The following is a 21449-nucleotide window of genomic DNA, read 5'->3' as shown; positions in this document are numbered from 1 at the left end:
ATTGATTCGGCTTGTAAAAAAATAACTGGCCATGTACCGCGTTGTGATTTGCGATGCACCATAGCCGGTTATTTTCGTTTATTATTCATTCTGAACGCATTCACTAAAGACGCATCCGTTATGACCGCTCCTGCTCCTTGATTTCCTTCAGAAAAGCTTTCAGCTCCGGATTCGCTGGTGGGTCCTGTAGCTCCATGCTTCTCAAGGCGTCCACAGCAATGCGCAGCACGGCATAATTGCGGTACCAGCGATGGTCGGATGGTACGATATGCCAAGGCGCGTGCTTGCTGCATTTTTCAAACAGCTGCTCGTAATAGCCCTGATATTGCTCCCAGTATTTCCGCTCCTGGAGGTCCGACGGGTCAAACTTCCAATTTTTCGAAGAATCCTCGATTCGGCTTTTCAGCTTCTCCAGCTGAAACTCCTTGGAAATGTGCAAAAAGATTTTGACAACCTTAACCCCGCTATCCGCAAGCAGCGACTCAAAATGGTTAATGTGCTTAAAGCGCCGCTTTGCCTCTTGGTCGGACACTGCACCATGCACCCTTGTAATCAAAACATCCTCATAATAAGAACGGTTGAAAATCGCGATTTGGCCCAGCTCCGGCACGTTGTTGTGCGCCCGCCAAATAAAATCATGCCGCTTCTCCACATCCGTCGGCGCCTTGAAGCTGTGAGCGGACACGCCCTGCGGGTTCAGCCCGGCAAACACATGCTTCGTTACGCCATCCTTCCCGCTGCAATCCATCCCTTGAATGACGAACAGCACCGCCTGCTCCTTCGCAGCCGCGAGCTTCTCCTGAAGCTGCTCCAATTCCTCCTTCAGCTTCAGCGCTTCCTTCTCCACCTCTTCCTTATGGTTAAAGGAACCTTTATCCTTTGGATTGATGCTGCTCAAAACAACCTTTTTATTCGCCATCTGCTCATGGTTTTTTGCCATCTGCTTCACGCTCCTTATGTACCAGTATTCCACTTTGTGCCAATCTTATCAATCTTGCACCTATCCAATATCTTACCCTGTAATTGAATTTTTGATAGACTTCACAGCGCTAATGGATTCCACACCTTAGTGATGCGTTAATGGCCTGCAATAGCTGCTGCTTGTCCAGCCATGATTGTACATGGGCAAGGAATCGCCTCGTAGCAGGCGAGCAAAACTTCATAGAATGGACGGCGATGCCAAGCGACCGAAAGCTTGGTTCTTCCAGCTCCATGACGTGGACATGATGCTTGCGCCCTTCAATTACGAGCTCGGGCAATATGCTAATGCCCAGTCCCTGTTCAACCATGGCAATAATAGCCGCATCATCACCCGCCTCAAATCTGACGTTTGGCGTAATCGCCGCCTTCTTAAGCACACGCCGAACGTCATGATCCGAGCCCGCTTTAGGAATAATGAAGGGTTCCTCTGCAAGCCGTGCAAGCGGAAAAAAAGCGGCTCCGCACATCGGATGATCCTGGGGCAATATGCACAGCATCCGATCTTCTTTTAGTGGGAACACCTCCAGCTTGTCACTCGTGGGCAAAGAGAAGAAACCGCAGTCGATTTGCCCCTCCTCCAGCCATTCCTCAACCTCCTGATAATCTCCCTCCATCAGCTTAAATTCAATTTGCGGATAATCGTTCAGGAAAGCTTTCATCATCCGCGGCAGCCAGTGGACGGATACGCTTGTGAACGTGCCGATACGAATCGTACCAGCCTCCAGCCCCCTGATTGCAGCGATCTCTTCTTGTAATCGAACATTGGCTTGCAGCACCTCGCGCATCGGCTGCAGCAGCCGCTCGCCTTCCGCTGTCAATTGAATGCCCGCACGGCTGCGCTGCAGCAGCCTAAAGCCGATTTCACTTTCCAAGCTGTTGATCGCGTGGCTAACGCCCGATTGGGTAAAACCGAGCGTTTCCGCCGCCTTCGTTAAACTGCCAAGCCGCGCAACCTGTACGAATATTTCATATTTATTAATGCTCATCCTGCGTCTCCTCTATTTACATGAGCATTTCTCATGCTTAAAATAAGAAATCCTCGTTATACTTATATATCAAACCCCAGTATACTAGGTTTCGGCCCATAAGCCTATTCTATTAAAGTCGGAGAAGATAAATCTCATGAAATCTAGAAACGCCGAATTACTCATCGTGCTCGCAACCGTATTTTGGGGCTGTTCTTACTTATTTATGAAAATAGGGCTTGAATCCATTGCTGCATTTAATTTAATTGCCCTGCGCTTCGGACTCGCCTTTCTGCTGACGTCTCTTCTCTTCTGGAAATCGCTGCGCAAGGTAGATTGGCGCACGATTAAATATAGTGCGATGCTCGGCTTCCTGCTATTCGCCGTTTTTGCCTGCATCATGTTCGGACTTAAGACGACTACGACGTCTAATGCCGGCTTCCTCGTTAGCATGACCGTCATCTTCGTTCCGCTGCTGTCGGTTCTGCTGTTCAAGCAGAAGCTTGCTCCATCCATGCGGCTCAGTGTTGTGCTGGCCCTTACCGGCATCGCGCTGCTGACGCTAAAACTGCCATTCAGCATCGGGGGTGGAGATATCCTTTGCATGCTGTCAGCTGCTTTTTATGCCCTTTATATTATATTAACGAACTCGGCGGCGAAAGCTTCAAACACGCTGAATCTGGGCATTTTACAGCTAGGCTTTGCGGGCGGTTTTGGCTTAATCGGCATGCTGCTGTTTGAGACCCCGACTTTGCCGCAAACGCCTGCCAGTTGGGGCGCTGTGCTTGCGCTAAGCCTTTTATGCAGCGGCTTTGGCTTCATTATTCAGCCCATTGCCCAAAAATACACGACACCAACGCGAACGGGGCTTATTTTCGCCTTGGAGCCTGTGTTTGCGGCAGCCGTAGGCTTTTGGTTTGCACATGAAATTTTGCCGCCGCAGGGCTATGTCGGAGCAGCGCTCGTGCTGCTTGCTGTCGTCGCCTCCGAAATAAAATGGCATCGGATTACGCAAATTAGCCGTTTCGACCTATAAGCTTGCATTGCTATTTATGAATTCATCCATTCATAATAGATAGCAGAATAGGAGCGATCAACGATGAACAATCAAAGAGATTACAATAATAACAGCAGCTACTGGGAGAGCTATCAGCGATTTTTCCCTGAAGAAATACAGTTAAAAGAAAATAACCTGCCTATTGAGGAATGGTGGCAATGGAATAATGGTGAGATTCACTTAGATCGTTTGCTCGCACCCGAAAGTCCGCTCAAAATTGTACTCGTGCATGGTGCTGGAGGCAATGGCCGTTTATTCGCCCCTTATGGCAAGCTGCTGCAAAAGCACGGCTATGAAATGCTTGCTCCGGACCTTCCTCCCTATGGGCTCAGCCAATTAAGCCCTCCCTCCAAATCGATTCGTTATGAAGACTGGATTCAGCTTTTAGTTGATTTAGTGGAAAGCGAATATAAACGTGATGGCAAACCTATCGTACTGCTCGGCGCCAGCATTGGGGGCATGCTCGCCTATCATGTTGCTGCCCGTAGTCCATATGTGCAAGGTCTAATTGCTACAACCTTCGTAGATACTAGTGACGCTGCTATGCGCCTCCAGCTTGCCCCTAATAAATATGTAGCGGTGTATGGCAAATGGCTAATGGATGCATGCCCAATTTTACTAGATTCATTTCGGCTGCCTGTTTCCAAAGTATCGCGCATGAATCTAATAGCCAACCATCCTGAATTAGCCCAGCTTATTATGGAGGATCCCCGTGCAGCAGCAACCCGTGTGCCTCTTAAATTGCTAAGAACTTTTCTGAACATGACACCGGAAGTGCAGCCAGAAAACTTTAATTCCTGTCCTGTACTGCTGGTTCACCCAGAAGCCGATCCCATGACCCCGTATGCTTTTAGTGAAAGCTTCTATAATAGATTGGCTTGTCCGAAAAAGCTGGTGTTGCTGGAAGGAGCCGGACATTTTCCGATTGAACAGCCAGGACTTGAACAATTAAGTGCTGCTGTCCTGCAGTTTCTCGCTAATCTTGCCTCATCAACCGCCAAATAACACAACTCGCACCAGCATCTCCCATGTTTATTCAATAAAATTTGTATAAATAATTATATTATTAGTATAATGTTTTTCGCCCTATAAACCGATAAGTATTCAAGCAGCTTCCTTTTTTTCACTAAAAGAGAGTTGATTACAGCAAATACTATCCCACAGCACTAGAAAGGAAGATTAAGTAATGAATAAGCTTCACCTTTTTACAAAAAAGAATGTTTGCATGCTTTTTATTCTCACCCTGCTGTTTACTAGCTTCGGCACAGTAACAGTACCGACAGCCGAGGCAGCAGCAAACGCCAGCGGTTATGTTTATTACACATCTGACCAAGACCTGTTCCGTATTAAAACAGATGGCACTGGTGCCGCTCTCATAATGGAGGATTTTGACGTTCCTGGTACTGCACTGAATCGCGGTGGCAACTATTTGTATTATTTGTCCTACAGCGGATCAACTACGCTGCTGCGTTTGCCGATCGACGGCACAGCAACCGAAGATGAAGTATTTTATAACGATGTGCTGCACTATTCCATTGTGAATGGAACGCTTTACTACATGACAAGCGCTGGGAAAATCTATTCTGTTCCTGCTAATGCTGCTGCTGTATCGGAAGCAAAACAAATCGCTGATAAAGCTGATACAGATTTTGAAGAATTCAAAATCATTGATGGAAAAATCTATTACAATACCGTGCGTAATGGTCGTTCCACATGGGTAGCCTCCAAAGCAGTTACAGGCGCAGGACAAGTGCAATACATTGCAGCGGGTGCGATTGAGCAGGATCACCATATCCAAACAACTGCTAATTCCGTCAATATTATTGTCAATACCAAGCCGGAAGAACAAATGTATTCGCTTGATTGCATCGTGCTTTATAGCGTTCCTAAAAAAGGCGGCGCAGCTAAAGCCCTTAACTTAAATGCTCCAATTGATGCAAATGCTGCATATTCCGGTATTTGGGCAACAAATACGTACTACCTCTTCAACAAAGGCATTCGCCTTGATTCCGAAGGGCATTTCAACTATAACACCGGTAAAGGCTACCTCTTGAACACAAGCGGCAAAACCTTCTCCCTGCACAGCACAGGCGTCTATGATATTGCAAATGTAGGCACAGACAAAGTGGCTTTTATTGATTCAGCAGACAAAGGTTATGTTGCCACGATAAAAAACAATAAAGTTACCAGCAAAAAAAATCTTAACATTTCTAAGCTTCATTCCGTATACAACATTATGTCAGGCGGAAAAATCACTTCTACAATCTTTTTCGGTGACAATGCCAGCTATTTGCTGAACTCGGATTTGTCGGTTCAAAAAATACCTGGATTGAACTGGGACTATATGCAGCTTAGTGAAGACGTTGATGGCATTTACTACATCAATGACGACTCTAAGGATGCTGGCTACGGGCAGTTGTTCCAACTGAGCAGCAATGGCAAAACAGCATCCAAGCTTAGCGAGCAATCGATCAGCCGGGTTCTGCTTGTTGCTAAACAATAAGCTGCTATTTTTTAGTCCTAATAGGTAAATCCACTTTTTTTAAAAAAGAGGAGCAGAATTTTAAAATCTGCTCCTCTTTTTCCTTTATAAAATGCCTGATTTTTTTACCGTTTAATTTGCTCAAGAATTTGCGGATCTTTAATTTTTGTATCTTGTGCAAGCAGAACAATTTTGGATAAAATCTCTGCTGTCTTTGGATCTTCATCTATAAACGGCAGAAACAGCTTGCCGCGATGCTGGGAATGAACCGGAATAATGGCAATGGCACCAGAAGCCTGTTTATATACGATACCGCTGCCCAGATGAACGCTGTATTCACCTAATTGACCTGCAATTAAAGCATGATTGCCTTCCAATCTTACATTGTCAATTTTGAGCAAGCGCAACGATTCACGAACGATAGCTTGGCGAATTTCAATCGTTGTTAGACTGGCCTCAGGATCTACTCCGCCTACATGCGCCACACTGACGACTAAATCCACATCACGCATCACTTCAGAGAAGACGAGCGGCGGCACATTTTCAATATCAATCGGTTTATACGTATGGCGGTCAAAGAAACGGACGGTCTCGATCGTCGGGCATTCAACATCCGATGGCGAGAACCAATCAGCAAGCGCATAAATGCTCGCAATGATATTTTCCTTGTAATAAACCTTCTGCAGCCCCTCCTCATAGCTTACCGTCCATAAACGGCTTTTCAGCAAGCTAACGGTTTTACGAGGCTGTACCTGGTGTCCATCATATCTGCGGGATATCGCACCACTAGCCAGTTCATCAGCATTCGGTATATACAGCTCCCTGAATACTTGTTTGAACGGCTGCTTCAACTGCCTATCAAACATATCCTTCTGGTACAAACTCCACTGTCCGCTATTTAGCAAATGCAGAGGATGGGCAATAAACAGCTCCTCGCCTTCGCCAACTTCATATGACCCCTCATCTGCTCCCAGCAGCGCCCCATTTTCAAAATAACCGAGCTTCCCATTGGCACCAAATACCAATGTTCTAATTAAAGGTGCAATAACCGGATTTTTCGCGAGCTTGTTAATCTCTTCCTTAGTGAAGAGACTTCCTGTTTCCATGGAGCGTTCAAGCTCCTTGCGCGCCCTCTTGTATTGATCGGAAAGCTCCGATTTAATTTGTTTTAACGTCTCCATGTATTCATGCTTTTTAAAAGCGGCCGGAACCGACTTAAGCTCCTTGTCTTTGCGGAGCAAACGGATTTCTGCTTTTCCTTCTTCATCAATAATAAGCTGTACCGTCACATCCTCGTCCAAAGCGACTGGATCAAAGTAATGCAGAAGCTCGTCTATTTTCCGCCCTTCCATATCCCAGGTTAAACGAACAACATCTGTATACCCTGCATTTCGGGCTAAATTATCCAATGCAATAGAGCTTGTTTTTGACTCTGTAGCTCGGCGCTGGGCTCCGAATGTTTTGCTTTCTTTAAGAAATTGCTGAATAAATTCATAACGCTCCAGTACATCACGCTGCTTGTCTTGCTCCAATGGAACTAGGCTATAGCACAGCAAATGATCTTTATTGCGCTTATCTGCTACTGATTTTTTCAAATCTGCAAGCTTAAGCTTGCCCAGAACCGCATCGGCAAATAATTGAGAGCGTCTGTGATTGGAACCAGCCGAAATGTATTTTGCAGACTGATAGAGTTGATCAAACCGCGTCTCTCCCAGTTCTTTATAGGCCGAATGGAACCAGTTCACATCGAATGCGCCATCGTTGAAGTCCTCCGGCAAAATCGGAGAATAATGTGCTACAATCGTTTCTTTCTCCCCTGAAAACGTCTCATTAATATGAGCGTGAAAATACCAGGCTGCACTTCGCAGACCATCCCAGCCCAAATATTTTGCTATAATATCAACCCATTGCGGTGCATACATCGCTGCTTCAAGCAGTCTGACCTCGCTTATTTTGCTACCTTTAAGCAGCTCTTTCAATGTCTCCTCGTTTTCCCCCGCAGCAGGGTGGCATACTTTAAGCATTTGGCTGAACGATTCTTTCTTCGTCGTATCTTTGCCATAGCTATAAATGTAGCCCCGAACGAATGATTCTTTATCCAGTCCTGTCAAAATATGAAGGAAATAAGAAGTCCCCTGAATATGTGAAATGCTTGTTGCGAGCTTGGTGACATCTGTCGGAAGATCACCGCGATTAAGTTCAATTTCCAAAATCCGCTCGATAATCCGATTTTTAATAGCTTCAATTGCTGGATATGAGTCTAAAACATGATTTTTCGGGCTAGTCATTTCCCTTATATAATTATCGCTTCTTGGTCTGGACATTAATAATCGAATAAGTTCATGTTCGGTCAGTATTTCCAAGCTGTACGCCCTTGCAAAATCCTCAATTCCAAGCAAATAACCATCGTATTCCTGAAGTGCAAATAACCAGTAATAAACTTCAAAATACGTTTTGAATGCATCATCGCTATGCAATTCAGACTTTTGCCAGCTTCGCCAGAAACTCGTCAATGTATTTAAAATGCCTTGGTATTCATCCTCTTTGTCATACGGAAAGCAGCTAATAATTAAACGCAGCGCATGATTCGACTTGTCAAAACGCTCCCGCTTATCACTATCTGAAATATAAGCGCCAATAATTTCATTGACCTGATTCTCATAATTCAATTGCTTATAAATCGCTTGCATTTCCGCCACCTTATTCATTGGATAAATGGCTTCAATCAGTTCCTTGCCCCAGTTCTCTATCACCTTAACGTTGGACCTGTACATTTCCCAGCTGTTCAATTCTCCCGTGCAGCAGCGATGCAAGAAATTGGCCTGACGATAAAACTCCAGCTGCATTAGCTCAAGCGGGCCAAAGCCGCTCGAATCCAAATAACTTCTCCATACTTCAGCAAGGGGATACCGATCCAATACGGGTGTTGGATCTTCGGGATCATAGCGCCAGCTAATGGTGGACAGCCTTGTCCCGAGAAGTACAGACTGTTTAGCCTCATAATAATCTTGAATTTCATACTCATGCTCCCGATACTCGTGCACAAGCTCAGATAACCCTTCCAGAAAACGCTGCATTTTGTCCACCGGCAACGTAAAATATTGCTTAACTTCTTCCAAGGCTGTCAACGGCATTGGTTCTATTTGCAAAAGCCGATCCACTTTCTCCGGAAGGTTGTACAAGCCGAAACCATTTGCTAAAGAATAGGTGGTCTCTTGCTTCAGCTTCGCTAGTAATAGCCGTTCCTTGTCCGTTGGCTCAGTAAGGACTTCTACCTGATCCTGTAGCTCCGCAAACAGCTTTGCGTGCTGCTCGTCTTCCTTCATCTCAGTCAGCAATTCCAACGCAGCCAGACGCTGCAGCTCCACCCTACTTTGCAGCAGTTCCTTTGTTACAGCCTTAAGACTGGACGCTGGCTGATTAAGAAGGAGCTCAATGGCACCTTGGCGAAGCGCTCCCTTCTTAAGCTTTAGAAGAGCGGAAATGGAGGACAGCTCCTCCTCATTAAGTTGAAGCTTGGCAGCTTTACTAATCGCGATTTCACGATTGCTTGTACTTTTATCTGAAAGGCTTGCAAACAAAAAGCCTCGCTGTGCTCTATTTTTTAGATCGGGAAGGAAATACTTTAACAGCTCGCCCCGCATGCTAGGGCTCAATGTATCTTTAATAGCTATCATTTCAGCAATCATTTCATTGTCCATATCGTAAGCAATAAGATAAAGCATTTTACTTACTATATCATCGGCACGTAGCGTATAACTTCTCCAATCAAATACACGGGAGTTTCTCGTAATTTCCTTTTCATTCATCCCGGACAGCATCGTGGAAAATTTCAGGAAATGACTTTGTCGCTCCGATTTCTCTTCAAGCAAGGGCGTACTTGTATAGGTCAACGTATTGTCTCGATCCATATGCCATTCATAGCTGTATCCATAGGCATAATTATCAAGAAGCCAATACTGCAGTTCAAAATCTGTCTCATCAAGCCAATTTCTAGCAATGGCAAAACGCATCGCTGTATTGGTGCTCTGTGCAAGAACATACTGGGCAACCACTTTACGGTACGTTTCTTGACTTGCCATTAAATACGCGATCTTGTCTTTCAAATCATCTTCCTCATGAACAGCTGTCGCCCACAAAGCCATAAATACTTCATTTACGTTGCTGCTTTGCAGCCACTGCTCACATAGTGCCTTATTACTAAGAGACTGGGTTGCATAGCTTAGACATTGCTTCGCTACACGCGCATTAGCAGCCTCCAAATTCATGCCTGTCCACACGTCCAGCGCACGAACAACTGAACTAAAGCGGATTAAATTATTGTCCTCCACAATTTTCAGCATAAATATCATAGCCTCAATCGTACCCGAGTCCATTTGCTCGACAATACTTTGTCTGAGGCCTTCTTGCAGTCGGGCAGCAACAAGAAGCTCGCCTATCATATGATAAGCCCGCTTACTGTGGCTCAAAAATATACCGGAAATCATAGAACGGGAGAGCAGTGCGGTGTTATTGTCCCCGTATATAATTTCTCTTAAATCTTCAAATGTTTCTTCATTGCCTCTGTCGATCTCATAGGCAATCATATCTGCTGCGGCAAGCATAAGGTGATTGTAATTCGAAAGAGAAGAATGATCCACTTTTGTTAAATAATCTTTTACATTGAATTTCGCCGCCTGCATGTAAAAGAGGGAGATGCATTTCTCTATCACTCTTTCTGTATGTATTTCTAAATTTGACGTGCGGAATGGACGACGCAAATAACCATTGCTGTGCGGATACTCCATGCAATAGTTAACAATATAACGGAATACAGCTGCATAAGGGTCATCAAACAGCTTGTCCATAATAATAACGAGTGGCTCAAACCAACTGCTATTATCATCTGCTGCTATTTGCGTCAACAGCTGCTTCAATTCTTTCTTCATGTCGCTGTCCATATATCTATTTTTAGCAGATTCAATTACTAGAACGGCAAGCTTGCGATAAGATTCATCCTTATATAAGGTACCCGCTTTATCCAGCATCTCTTTAAAATATTCCTTACCCGCTTCCAACTCCATATTGTAACAGCCTCCTGTATATCTAAAATGAAATATGAATCAATTTGGCTACCACATTCTACCTGCCAACATTGTAAATCGAATCAATGCGAGATCGTCTCCATCCTGTATATTTAAAGGACTATCCATTTGTTCGACTTCATCGCCATTAATGAATACCTTGTATAGTCCATCTTCAAAAGCCAGCAATGCGGTGCAAAGCGCTTCATCTAAGCTCGCCCTTTGCTCATTATATATAGAGCCAAAACCGACTTTTCCCGTCTCGGCTTGCAGCTCTACATCACTTTGCGTCAAATATGGCACAAGCGGAACGTCCGTCTCCTTCTGATTGAATTTCTGAACATTTACAGTAATCAGGTCCGTAATTAGTGCTTTCAACGTATCCGGTTTATTTGCAAATGTCCACTCGAGACGATCTAAATAGCTTTTCTTCTTACCAAGGCTCTTAACCGTTATGTACACAATCATGACTGACTACCTCCGGATACTTATAATGTTCCCTGACTACCATAATAGTACCATAATAAGGAAAGGACGCCCTTCATGCCGTTAGGAGGAAATAATGAAATTTTCTCTAAACAGCTAGGACCAATTACACTTAAAAATACGTGACATAGACTATTTACACATATCGCAGCTAGAGAACACGATGCATAAACTTTTAATATTTCGATATCATGTATATTTAATTGCCCTTTAATATTTACGGCTTGCCAAAAGAGAACATAGGTTCTATAATTCATATTACAGGAACATACGTTCTTAGTCAATAAAATTCCAGCGTCTTCCTTCTGCTTTTGATTATTTGGATTTGTTAATTCATTAAAAAAAGAATGTTTGAGCCTCTCTTAGTTTGGGTATAACCCTCTATTGGAAACTTTGCCTTTATGCTCGATTGTTTTTTATCATTTTCAGGAAAGCAGCTGGATTGACGCTGCTGAGCAGAGCGTGTTATTTTTAATTTTGACATGGAAACTTTTGGAGGGATTATGAATGATTGAGATTCGCTTATCCGTTGATTACGATGAATATGAAAATGGTGTTCGCATTTCCCAGCTTATTGAACAGCTCACTGAAAAACCGAACGCAGCTAATATTTCCGTCCTTACGATCGGCGATTGGGGACAAGCCTATGAGAACGGCCCTGAAGATGCCATCGAGTCACTCATTAAACACAAACATATTTTCACAGGACTAAGCAGCGTATTTCTTGGAGATATGGAATCAGAGGAATGCGAAGTATCCTGGATTAATCAGACAAACATCGCTCCACTGCTTGAGGCCTACCCTAATCTCCGTTCCCTGACAGTTAAAGGAAGCACCAATTTAAGCTTTGAGCCCCTCCAGCATGCAGCGCTTCAGGAACTGAAAATTATTTGCGGCGGATTGCCGAAAAGTGTAATTAAACAAATTGCTGGCTCCCAGCTTCCTGAGCTTCGCAGACTCGAGCTTTATCTCGGTGTAGATAATTATGGGTTTGATGCATCGCTGCAAGAGGTTTTGGCAGTCGCAAAACCAGAGCTATTTCCTAAGCTCACCTATTTGGGTTTGAAAAATAGCGAGATTCAGGATGAGATAGCCATTGCGATTGCTGACTCCCCAATTGTTGACCAATTGGACACGCTTGATTTGTCTTACGGTACACTAACCGACGTAGGCGCAGAAGCTCTCATAACGAGCGAGCGGGTGAAGAAGCTTAAACATTTAGATCTTAATTACCACTATATGAGCGAAAAAATGATTGAGCGCTGGAAAGCTACTGGTCTTTCTGTTGATCTTAGCGATGAACAAGATGCTGATGAGGATGACTGGCGCTATCCCTGCATTACGGAATAATGGCCGCTTCCGCTTCAGTACAGCCCTATTTGATAATTGGGAACCCGGGCAACAAACGTACTCTTGGCCTACAAGCTGCCAGACACAAGCTTGGGCTTCCCCCCGCTGTCGTGCTTCCTTATTCGGATTTGCTGAAACGTTCTATTCATTTAGGTGAATTGATTCAGCAGATGGCAGCAAACTCACAACCCCTTGAGGGCAAGCCTATTATTATTCGGCTGGATGCACCCGGGGAAAATCCACTTGTGGAGCGTGAATTAATTGCTTGGGGAGCAGAATTCGAGAGCAGCAGGAAAGATTTAAGCAGCGGTTTATCCGTTACTGCGGCCGAGTCATTGCGGCTTCCCGAACAATATGGAAGAATCCTTTTTCCAGGGCAATGGTACCTTGGCTACTGCCGCTTGCTGGCCGAGATCCGTGAAGCTGCACAGCAAAGTGATTTTCCTATCCGCTGGGTCAACGATCCGGCGGATGTTGCTGTTATGTTCGACAAGCGTCGCTGCCAGCAGCTGCTTTCACAAAATGGTGTTCCCACACCTGCTCTGCCGGCTCCTGCTGGCTCTATTCAAGATTATGAATCGCTGCTGGCGGCTGTTCAATCAAGCCGTATGAACCGCTTGTTCATTAAGCTTGCTTATGGCTCTGCAGCCTCAGGCATTATCGCTTATCAGCGGCATCCTGCAACCGGCTCAGAAATTGCAATTACAACGATTGGTGTAGAACAACATAACGGCGAACAGCTTTACTACAATTCTGGTAAATTGCGGCGTTACACCGATCATTCAACGATCCGCTTAATTATTGACTGGGTATGTCGTGAAGGTGCTCAAATTGAGCGTTGGATTGAAAAAGACAGTATCAATGGCAGCAGCTACGATATTAGGCAGCTTGTCGTTAACGGTTCCCCTTGCCATGCATTGGCAAGGCTAAGCCGCACGCCAATTACTAATTTGCATTTGCGCAATGAGCGGCTTTTCATAACAGATGGCACGCTGCCAACTGAATTGAAAGAACAGATTGAAGCTACCGCAGTATCCGCACTTGCCGCTTTCACTGGTTCGTCGGTCGCGGGAATTGATGTCCTTGTACAAAAAAAACGGGGCCGGGTCTACATATGCGATGTTAATCCCTTCGGCGATTTACTTTATCATGCCGAGCATAAGGGAATGAATACTTACGAATGGCAAATGTCTAGTTTAAAGTAGTAAAAGCTTACGTAGAGAGGATGCTCAGGATGATTGATATGAACCAGATCGTGGGCTCCCATGATATTGTCATGATTACGCTCGATACGCTGCGTTATGATGTAGCCAAGCTCGAAGAAGCCAACTGCCGCAACTTATGTGCAGATGGACCATGGGAGAAACGGCATACGCCTGGCAGCTTTACATATGCTGCACATCACGCCTTTTTTGGCGGCTTTCTCCCTACACCCGCCAATACAGATAAAGCATCGCATGTGCGATTATTCCATACCAAAAATACAGGCTTAAAAACACATCCCCATACGTGGCAGTTTGATGCACCTGATCTTGTAAGCGGCCTTGCCGAAGCAGGTTACCGAACGATATGTATTGGAGGCGTCATCTTTTTCACTAAGAAAAACAAGCTGGCAAAAGTACTTCCCGGATATTTTCAAGAAAGCTACTGGCGTATGACTTTTGGGGTTACCAACCCTCGTTCTACTGAACATCAAGTTAATCATGCTCTAAAGCTGCTGGAAAAGGCTGATCCCCATGAAAGATTGTTTCTGTTTCTAAACGTCTCAGCTATTCATGGGCCGAATCATTATTTTCTCCCTGGCGGATCACGAAAAGACTCCATTGAGTCACAGCGTGCAGCACTGAGATACGTAGACAGCCAGCTTGGCATATTGTTCGATGCGCTGCGAAGCCGCGGCAAAACCCTTTGCCTTGCCTTCTCCGATCATGGAACTGCCTATGGCGAAGACGGATATGACGGACATCGACTGGCACATGAGGTTGTATGGAACGTACCGTACCGTGAATTTATTTTATAATGAAAGAGGAGAGATGCCGGATGTCTATGCCAACATCACTAACGAGACCAGCGGATTTGCCGGAATGGGGCAAGCGCTGGTTCGCCTCCCCTTACCGCTCCTATCTTTATTCTTATCCGCATAAGACTGCTTATCGACCAATAACGCCGGCGTTGCCCCTTGATGAGCTCTGGAAGCACGAACCGGCTGATTATTATTTTTTATATATGCATATCCCTTTTTGTGGCGTGCGCTGCGGATTCTGCAATTTGTTTACACTGCCTGATCGCCGTACCCATGTCCATGAGCAATATGTAGACGCACTTGAACGCCAAGCTTTGCAGTGGGCTCCTATTATTACAGGAAAGCCTTTTTCCCGCTTCGCCATTGGCGGCGGCACGCCTACGCTGCTTGAAGCTACTCAGCTAAATCGGCTGTTCACAATTGCGGAAGATATTATGGGGCTGGATACATCGCAGGCTTCTATTTCCGTGGAGACCTCTCCCGATACAGTAAGTGAAGAGCGGCTGCAAATTTTAAAAGACCGCCGAACTGACCGAGTTAGTATTGGTGTGCAAAGCTTTATCGATGAAGAGGCCTCGGCGATTTATCGCCCACAGAAGCCTAAACTTGCTGAACAAGCTATTACGATGCTGCAAGCTTTTGATTTTCCATTGCTGAACATTGATCTGATTTATGGTTTGCCGGGCCAAACGACCGATTCATGGATTTATTCGCTAGAGAAAGCAATTAGCTTCTCTCCAGGAGAAATTTTCATTTACCCGCTGTATACGCGAGAGCATACTATTCTAAAGCCAGACCAAATTCAGCGCCAAGGCACCGATGCACGGCTGGAACTCTATCATATTGCATGCGAACGACTTAAGGCGGCAGGCTATAAGCAATTTTCCATGCGGCGGTTCGCTAAAGAAATAACGTTTACGCACAAAAACATTTTACCGTTTAGCTGTCAAGAGGAAGGCATGGCAGGACTCGGCTGCGGTGCGCGCTCTTATACGCGTGAAGTGCATTATGCATCCCGTTATGGCGTAAGTGCGGCGGCTACAAGAAGCATCATTGCCGATTATGTTTCCACAGAAAATTTCCAATCCGCGAATTACGGATTTATATTAAATGTAGCTGAACAGAAGCGGCGGTTTGTTTTAAAAGCGCTGCTTCACGCCGAAGGCTTGTTACTTGCAAGCTATTCAGAACGTTTCGGCAGTGAAGCACTAGCCGATCACTCCGAATTGGCTGAGCTGATTCAACTCGGCTTTGCGCAAATAATGGACGCCGGGCAAACCCTTCGTTTAACGGAGCTTGGCATGGCTTATTCCGATGCAATCGGCGATGAATTTATTTCTGGTGATATAAGAGAATTGATGGAAGGATACGAGCTGTCATGAAGGCCGTGCTGTATTATCGGGGATCGCTTTCTTCCTGCAACTATGACTGTCCCTATTGCCCATTTAGCAAAAATAAAGACAGTGCCGCTACGCTTCGCAAGGACGAGGAGCAATTGCATACGTTCATGGATTGGGTTCGGGAGCAAGGTCACGCCGGCCATGAATTGTCTATTTTTTTCAACCCCTATGGCGAAGCCCTGATCCATCGCTGGTATCGCGAGGCTATGATTGAGCTGTCGCATATGTCCCATATTTCCAAAGTAGCTGTTCAGACAAATCTCTCTACGAAGCTGGACTGGACAAGCCGGCTAAACCCGGAGAAAGCTGCTTTTTGGGTTACTTACCACCCTGGTCAGACGACGCTTAGCCAGATGCTGTCACAGTGTATGCAATTGTATCAACAAGGGCTTAATTTTAGCGTTGGAACGGTAGGGCTGCGGAGCGCCTTTGAGCAAATTGAAGAGCTTCGGAGCAGCCTGCCAGAGGATGTATACGTTTGGGTGAATGCTTTTAAAGATAAGCCCAATTATTACACAGAGGCGGAAATTGTACGGCTTGAAGCCGTTGATCCTTATTTTCTATGGAATACGAGAGATTATGATAGCTTCGGGCAACGCTGCTCCGCTGGCTCCTCGGTGTTTTATGTTCAAGGAAGCGGTGTTGTCAAACATTGCTACAAAGATCGGCGTATCATTGGTCAGCTCTATCGAGACGGACTGGAAGGCTTATCCGCAGAGCGGCCTTGTGGCATGAAGAAATGCGGATGCTATATCGGCTATATCCATATACCAAAGCTGGAGCTTGGAAGCATCTATGCTGATAGTCTGCTAGAACGAATTCCGGCGCATTTTCAGCACAAAGAAAAAGTAATCACTTCATAAAACAGGTTTCTGTTTTCCCTAGACTTTTCCTGTAAAGGAACTTGTCTATTTCTGTCGAATTATAACTAATATGATACTCAAAAACTATCCAAAAATCAGACTTTTCATTTATATCTTGCTATTCGCAAGTATTCTAACTGGACTGCATTTCGCTTGGAACGCAGCGCATAAGCCCCCTGTCCATCCTGTTGCTAAACAAGGTGTACTTGATTTGCGTAACTGGCATTTTACAGATGGGGAAACGATTCGGCTTAATGGACAGTGGGAGTTTTATCCGGATGCTTTTCTCCCACCTGAGCAATTTAATTCCATCCCTGCAGACAAAAGCTGGGCTGCCGTTCCTGCTGCATGGGGCAGTTATTCGGACAAAAATTCGAATCGTTCTGGCTTTGGATTTGGCACTTATCGTCTCAGGCTTTTGCTGCCTGACAATAACGTTGACCAGTATGGAATGGAAATGATGGTTGTATCCAGCAGTTATGAGCTATTCGTTAACGGGCGTTCTGTATCCAAGCTCGGTCAACCTTCAGAAAATAAGCAAGAGCATGTGGGAAAGATGTATCCCCTTATCGCATCTATTACAGGAACACATGAAATGAATATTGTGCTGCATGTGTCCAATTATGATTTCCCTAAAGGGGGCGGCATTACCAAACCGATTAAGTTCGGGACGCTTGCTTCCGTTCAATATGAAAATAATTTTTTAATTGCTATGCAGCTTATGGTCGCAGTCATCTATTTGCTTCATCTTATTTATGTTGGTCTGCTGCCTTTGCTTGGAGTTCGGAAGAAAGAGCTTTTTTATTTTGCCATTGTGGTTTTCTGCATGATGACAGGCACGCTTCTTGATGACAACCGCTTGCTTACGATGTGGCTTCCAATCTCTTTACATTGGACTATAAAAGGGCTAATGATTGCTATGATTGGCGCATCCACGTTGCTATTAACGTTTTCTGCAAACTTCTTCGCTGTTTATCAGAAAGGCAAAGCGGTACGGGTCTATTTATTTCTATGCTTCCTTTATACGCTTGCCATTGCGATATTGCCATTCAATTATGCGATTACTCTTTCACCTTATATGGCTGCTGCGGTTACCGTACCGTCTCTCTTTATTCTTATAATGATTCTGCGCCTGGCCCTTAAGGGCGAAGAGCATATGATTTTTCTCTTATTCGCAGCTATGAGCGTCGCTTCCAGCATTTTTTGGGGCTCGGTCAAGTTAAGAATAGCCTCGGATTTGCCTTATTATCCGTTTGATTTAATTTTTGCTTTTATCTGCTTTGCCTCCTTCTGGTTCAAACAATTTCTGCAAACAAGAACCGATTTGGAGCAGCTTGCTTTCAAACTGCAAAAAGCCGATAAAGCGAAAGATGAATTTCTCGCTAATACTTCTCACGAGCTGAGGAATCCGCTGCATGGCATGATTAATATGGCACAGACCGTATTGGCTAGTACTACCCATTCCATTAGTGAAGCAAGCAAAAACAATTTAATGCTGCTCATTACCGTAGGACGCCGCATGTCGCTGCTGCTTAATGATTTGCTTGATGTGACGCGTCTAAAGGATCGAGATATTCATTTGAATAAGGAAAGCGTCCGGCTGCAAAACATCATTTCCGGTGTATTCGATATGCTGCGTTATTTAACTGAGGACAAGCCTGTCCGGCTTGAAATGAATATTCCCCGTTCATTTCCTAAAATAATCGCGGATGAAAACAGGCTGATTCAGATCTTATTTAATCTCATCCATAATGCGGTTAAATTTACGAATGAGGGGATTGTTAGTGTCCATGCAGAAGCTATTGGCGATAAAGCCTATATCCACATACAGGACTCAGGCGTCGGCATAGAGGCGGACGTACAGCGCACTATTTTCCAAGCTTACGAGCAGGGCGATTCTAGCATGACGGCTATGAGCGGCGGAATTGGCCTCGGACTCAGCATTTGCAGGCAGTTAGTCGAGCTTCATGGAGGCAAGCTAACGGTATATTCGGTCCCTGGTAAAGGTTCTACTTTCACCTTCACCATGCTCCTTGACCCCCATTCAGCTGCTGACGAACCGGAATTTATACTGCCAAGCGCAGTTGAAGCAGCCGTATCTGCAAAGTCCGTCATTGCCGCCGATTCGCAATTACTGCGCCTTGATCAGAGAAAAGCGGCTTCAGAAACACAGCAAAATAAAGCTACTGTGCTCGCCGTGGATGATGATCCTGTTAACTTGAAAATATTATTCAACTTGCTGGATTCAGAGTTTTATGAAGTGGCTACCGTCACGAGCGGCAAGGAAGCACTCAAGCTGCTTGAAACGAAGGAATGGGATCTCATTATCGCCGATGTTATGATGCCGCAAATGTCGGGCTATGAGTTGACCCAAACGATTCGGAAACGATTCAGCATTTCTGAGCTTCCTATTCTATTGCTAACTGCTCGCAGCCGTCCTGAGGATGTCAACACAGGCTTTATGGCAGGGGCAAATGATTATGTTACTAAGCCTGTCGATGCAATGGAGCTCAAGTCTCGCGTACAAGCTTTAACAGACCTCAAACAAACGGTAAATGAGCGGCTGCGAATTGAGGCTGCTTGGCTTCAAGCGCAGATTCAACCACATTTTCTATTTAATACGTTAAATTCCATTGCCTCCTTAAGTGTAATTGACCAATCGCGAATGGTGCAATTGCTGGAGGAATTCGGGAAATATTTGCGAGCGAGCTTTGATATGAAAAATTCAGAACGCGTAGTTCTGCTTCAGCATGAGCTCGACCTGCTTCATTCCTATCTTTTCATAGAGAAAGAACGCTTCGGCAATCGCCTGCAAATTGAATGGGAGCTTGATGAACTGCCGTGGCTTCGCATTCCACCGCTTTCCATTCAGCCGCTTGTAGAAAATGCCGTGCGTCACGGCGTACTCGCCCGTTCAAGTGGAGGCAGCGTGCGTATTCGCCTGAAAGAATACGACAATTATATTGAAATTGCGATTATAGATAATGGGGTAGGTATGGAGGAGGAACAGGTTAGGAGCGTGCTCGAGCAGAACCGTGGAGGAATTGGCCTGCGCAATACTGACCGTCGCTTGAAACAGTTATACGGTAAGGGATTACGCATTGAAAGCACAGAAAAACAAGGCACGGTTGTAAGCTTTACTGTCCCAAAATCATCAACCAATGAAGGTAATTCAAATAAGTTATAGAGCAAGTATAGAAATTGTATAGAAGTTGCGTGTATAATGTTGGGGGAACAAAAAAAATAAATATGGTGATAAAACATGCGCTTAAAAAAATGGGTTAAGATTCTCCCGACCTCCATTATGATTGCCGCAATAACGGGAATGTTGGTGCTGTTTTTCACGCAACTGTTCAGACTCCCCGAGCCAATCTACTCTAACCAGAACCTTCCTTTCTTCTTCAACACCTTTATGGTCATCATCATTACCGTACTAATCATAATAATGCGTGCCATGCTTGTTGAGAGAGCAGTATTGAAGAAGCTTGCTTTTAGGGACGGTATTACTGGTCTATATAATCGTCATGGGCTTGAGCAATTCTGGAAAACATATCGCAGCAAAAAAAGTATGGCCATTCTCTATCTCGATCTGGATCACTTTAAAGAAATAAATGATCGCTTCGGTCATCATGTTGGAGACGCACTGCTTCGGGAGGTCAGCGTTCGCTTACAACAGGTGGAGTCTAAAAAAAGCCGTGAGTTATTCCGGCTTGGCGGTGATGAGTTCGTTATGATTCTCAAAAACTGCGATCCTATTATGGCGAAACGGGCTGCCACGCAAATTTTGGATAAACTGACGACGCCTTATGCAGTCGAAGGTTATCACGTGTTAATTACGGTGAGTATCGGTATTCGGATGTGCACGGCCCGCAACGCTGAGCATGATATGCTTGTAAAAGAAGCGGACGCTGCGATGTATGTGGCCAAGAAACAAGGCAAAAATGGATTTTTTGTCTTCCGGGAAGGCAGAAGCAAGCTCCCGAAAGAAAAATACGGCAATGTTAATCAAGCTAAGCCATAAAACCACAAGGCAAGGAGTTCTACTTCGTCCATTTATTCCGTGGATTGAGAGTGACTCCTTGCTTTTTTTTCCTATTTAGCAATCACGCACCTCTATAGTGTCTCTATTTGACGAGCGTGTACAATTAGCCTGTGCGTCGGATTAATGAGCGGATCACAGGTAATAAGTGTAAGTATATTTTCTCCCGGGACACTATCTAAAACTGATAATTCGGTTGGCTCCACAATTAACGTCTCGTACACTTTATAAATATATTTGGCAGTGCTCGTCTGCACGACAATTTCATCGCCAATTTCTACTTCATTCAGCCGATTAAATAACCTTCCGGTTGTATGGGCACGATGCGCTGCTACAGCCGCATTGCCCTCCTCCCCAAAAATAGCGGTCTCTCGCATATGTACAGCCGCATGCTTCATATTCGCCTTAGTAGCGCCCTCTAGGATCGGTAATAAGACATCAATACGATCTATCGTAATCGTTGCAATGGGCTTGCCATTTTGAAAATCGTTTAATAGGGAAGCTGCTTCATCCTCGGTTTCTTCTCCTGCATTTAACATATCATTCAGCTGTGCGTAGCTTTGTGCGGCCCCCATATTTACAGGCTCGGGCGTATCCATGAGCAGCAGCGCTTCTTTTAACAGCTTGTCCTGCTCCCGATCAGCCATCCATTCATTCCACTGCGGATAAATGAGCAGCAGCGCTCCGAGCGCTACCAATATAATTGCGATTTTACGCAAATTCTCAGCTCCCTCTGCTTA

At 45.0% G+C, this 21449-nt stretch carries 15 protein-coding genes; 10 read left to right on the top strand and 5 right to left on the bottom strand.

The features are described from left to right. Window positions 1-118: 118 nt before the first annotated feature. A complete protein-coding gene (locus AC6B99_RS21275; protein ID WP_056043884.1) occupies window positions 119-940 on the bottom strand; it encodes a PPK2 family polyphosphate kinase in 822 nt (273 codons plus the stop codon). A gap of 109 nt (window positions 941-1049) precedes the next feature. Next, window positions 1050-1967: a LysR family transcriptional regulator gene (locus tag AC6B99_RS21270; RefSeq protein ID WP_496664174.1), complete on the bottom strand. Its 918-nt coding sequence runs from the start codon at window positions 1965-1967 to the stop codon at window positions 1050-1052. 136 nt (window positions 1968-2103) lie between these two features. Between AC6B99_RS21270 and AC6B99_RS21265 the strand changes: the two genes are divergently transcribed. The 3 genes from AC6B99_RS21265 to AC6B99_RS21255 all read left to right on the top strand — a co-directional run bounded on the left by AC6B99_RS21265 (window position 2104) and on the right by AC6B99_RS21255 (window position 5506). Beyond that, window positions 2104-2982, top strand: a complete 879-nt coding sequence (locus AC6B99_RS21265) for an EamA family transporter (RefSeq protein ID WP_494881378.1) — start codon at window positions 2104-2106, stop codon at window positions 2980-2982. Between the two features lie 63 nt (window positions 2983-3045). Then, window positions 3046-4008, top strand: a complete 963-nt coding sequence (locus AC6B99_RS21260) for an alpha/beta hydrolase (protein WP_496664173.1) — start codon at window positions 3046-3048, stop codon at window positions 4006-4008. 181 nt (window positions 4009-4189) lie between these two features. Further along, window positions 4190-5506, top strand: a complete 1317-nt coding sequence (locus AC6B99_RS21255) for a DUF5050 domain-containing protein (protein ID WP_496664172.1) — start codon at window positions 4190-4192, stop codon at window positions 5504-5506. 104 nt (window positions 5507-5610) lie between these two features. On the opposite strand, the gene AC6B99_RS21250 is transcribed toward AC6B99_RS21255, so the two are convergent. Together AC6B99_RS21250 and AC6B99_RS21245 are read right to left on the bottom strand one after the other, a co-directional pair. Beyond that, window positions 5611-10548 carry a DUF4132 domain-containing protein gene (locus AC6B99_RS21250; RefSeq protein WP_496664171.1) on the bottom strand — a complete coding sequence of 1646 codons (4938 nt, stop codon included), beginning with the start codon at window positions 10546-10548 and terminating at the stop codon, window positions 5611-5613. A 48-nt stretch (window positions 10549-10596) separates the two neighbouring features. Further along, window positions 10597-11016, bottom strand: coding sequence for a hypothetical protein (locus AC6B99_RS21245; RefSeq protein WP_056043869.1), 420 nt, complete (start codon window positions 11014-11016; stop codon window positions 10597-10599). 525 nt (window positions 11017-11541) lie between these two features. Between AC6B99_RS21245 and AC6B99_RS21240 the strand changes: the two genes are divergently transcribed. The 7 genes from AC6B99_RS21240 to AC6B99_RS21210 all read left to right on the top strand — a co-directional run bounded on the left by AC6B99_RS21240 (window position 11542) and on the right by AC6B99_RS21210 (window position 20691). Next, window positions 11542-12384, top strand: a complete 843-nt coding sequence (locus tag AC6B99_RS21240; RefSeq protein WP_494864248.1) for an STM4015 family protein — start codon at window positions 11542-11544, stop codon at window positions 12382-12384. Beyond that, on the top strand, window positions 12384-13589 hold the full coding sequence (locus AC6B99_RS21235) for an STM4014 family protein (protein ID WP_496664170.1): 1206 nt from the start codon (window positions 12384-12386) through the stop codon (window positions 13587-13589). The genes AC6B99_RS21240 and AC6B99_RS21235 overlap by 1 nt, the downstream gene beginning before the upstream one ends. A gap of 29 nt (window positions 13590-13618) precedes the next feature. Beyond that, window positions 13619-14404, top strand: a complete 786-nt coding sequence (locus tag AC6B99_RS21230; RefSeq protein WP_056043862.1) for an STM4013/SEN3800 family hydrolase — start codon at window positions 13619-13621, stop codon at window positions 14402-14404. 26 nt (window positions 14405-14430) lie between these two features. Beyond that, window positions 14431-15789 carry an STM4012 family radical SAM protein gene (locus tag AC6B99_RS21225; protein ID WP_235533363.1) on the top strand — a complete coding sequence of 453 codons (1359 nt, stop codon included), beginning with the start codon at window positions 14431-14433 and terminating at the stop codon, window positions 15787-15789. Beyond that, entirely contained in the window at window positions 15786-16670 is an 885-nt protein-coding gene (locus AC6B99_RS21220) for an STM4011 family radical SAM protein (RefSeq protein ID WP_056043855.1), read from the top strand. Before AC6B99_RS21225 ends, AC6B99_RS21220 begins: the two co-directional genes overlap by 4 nt. Before the next feature lie 211 nt (window positions 16671-16881). After that, a complete protein-coding gene (locus AC6B99_RS21215) occupies window positions 16882-19857 on the top strand; it encodes a hybrid sensor histidine kinase/response regulator (RefSeq protein WP_162241958.1) in 2976 nt (991 codons plus the stop codon). 75 nt (window positions 19858-19932) lie between these two features. Continuing rightward, window positions 19933-20691, top strand: coding sequence for a GGDEF domain-containing protein (locus AC6B99_RS21210; RefSeq protein WP_081419178.1), 759 nt, complete (start codon window positions 19933-19935; stop codon window positions 20689-20691). Between the two features lie 92 nt (window positions 20692-20783). Here AC6B99_RS21210 and AC6B99_RS21205 read toward each other — a convergent pair whose 3' ends face one another. Beyond that, window positions 20784-21428, bottom strand: a complete 645-nt coding sequence (locus tag AC6B99_RS21205) for a class D sortase (RefSeq protein WP_496664169.1) — start codon at window positions 21426-21428, stop codon at window positions 20784-20786. Window positions 21429-21449: the final 21 nt, after the last annotated feature.

This window comes from Paenibacillus liaoningensis, assembly GCF_059609455.1.
Note: the sequence above shows the minus strand (reverse complement) of the source record. Positions and strands in the feature narration are given on the sequence as shown.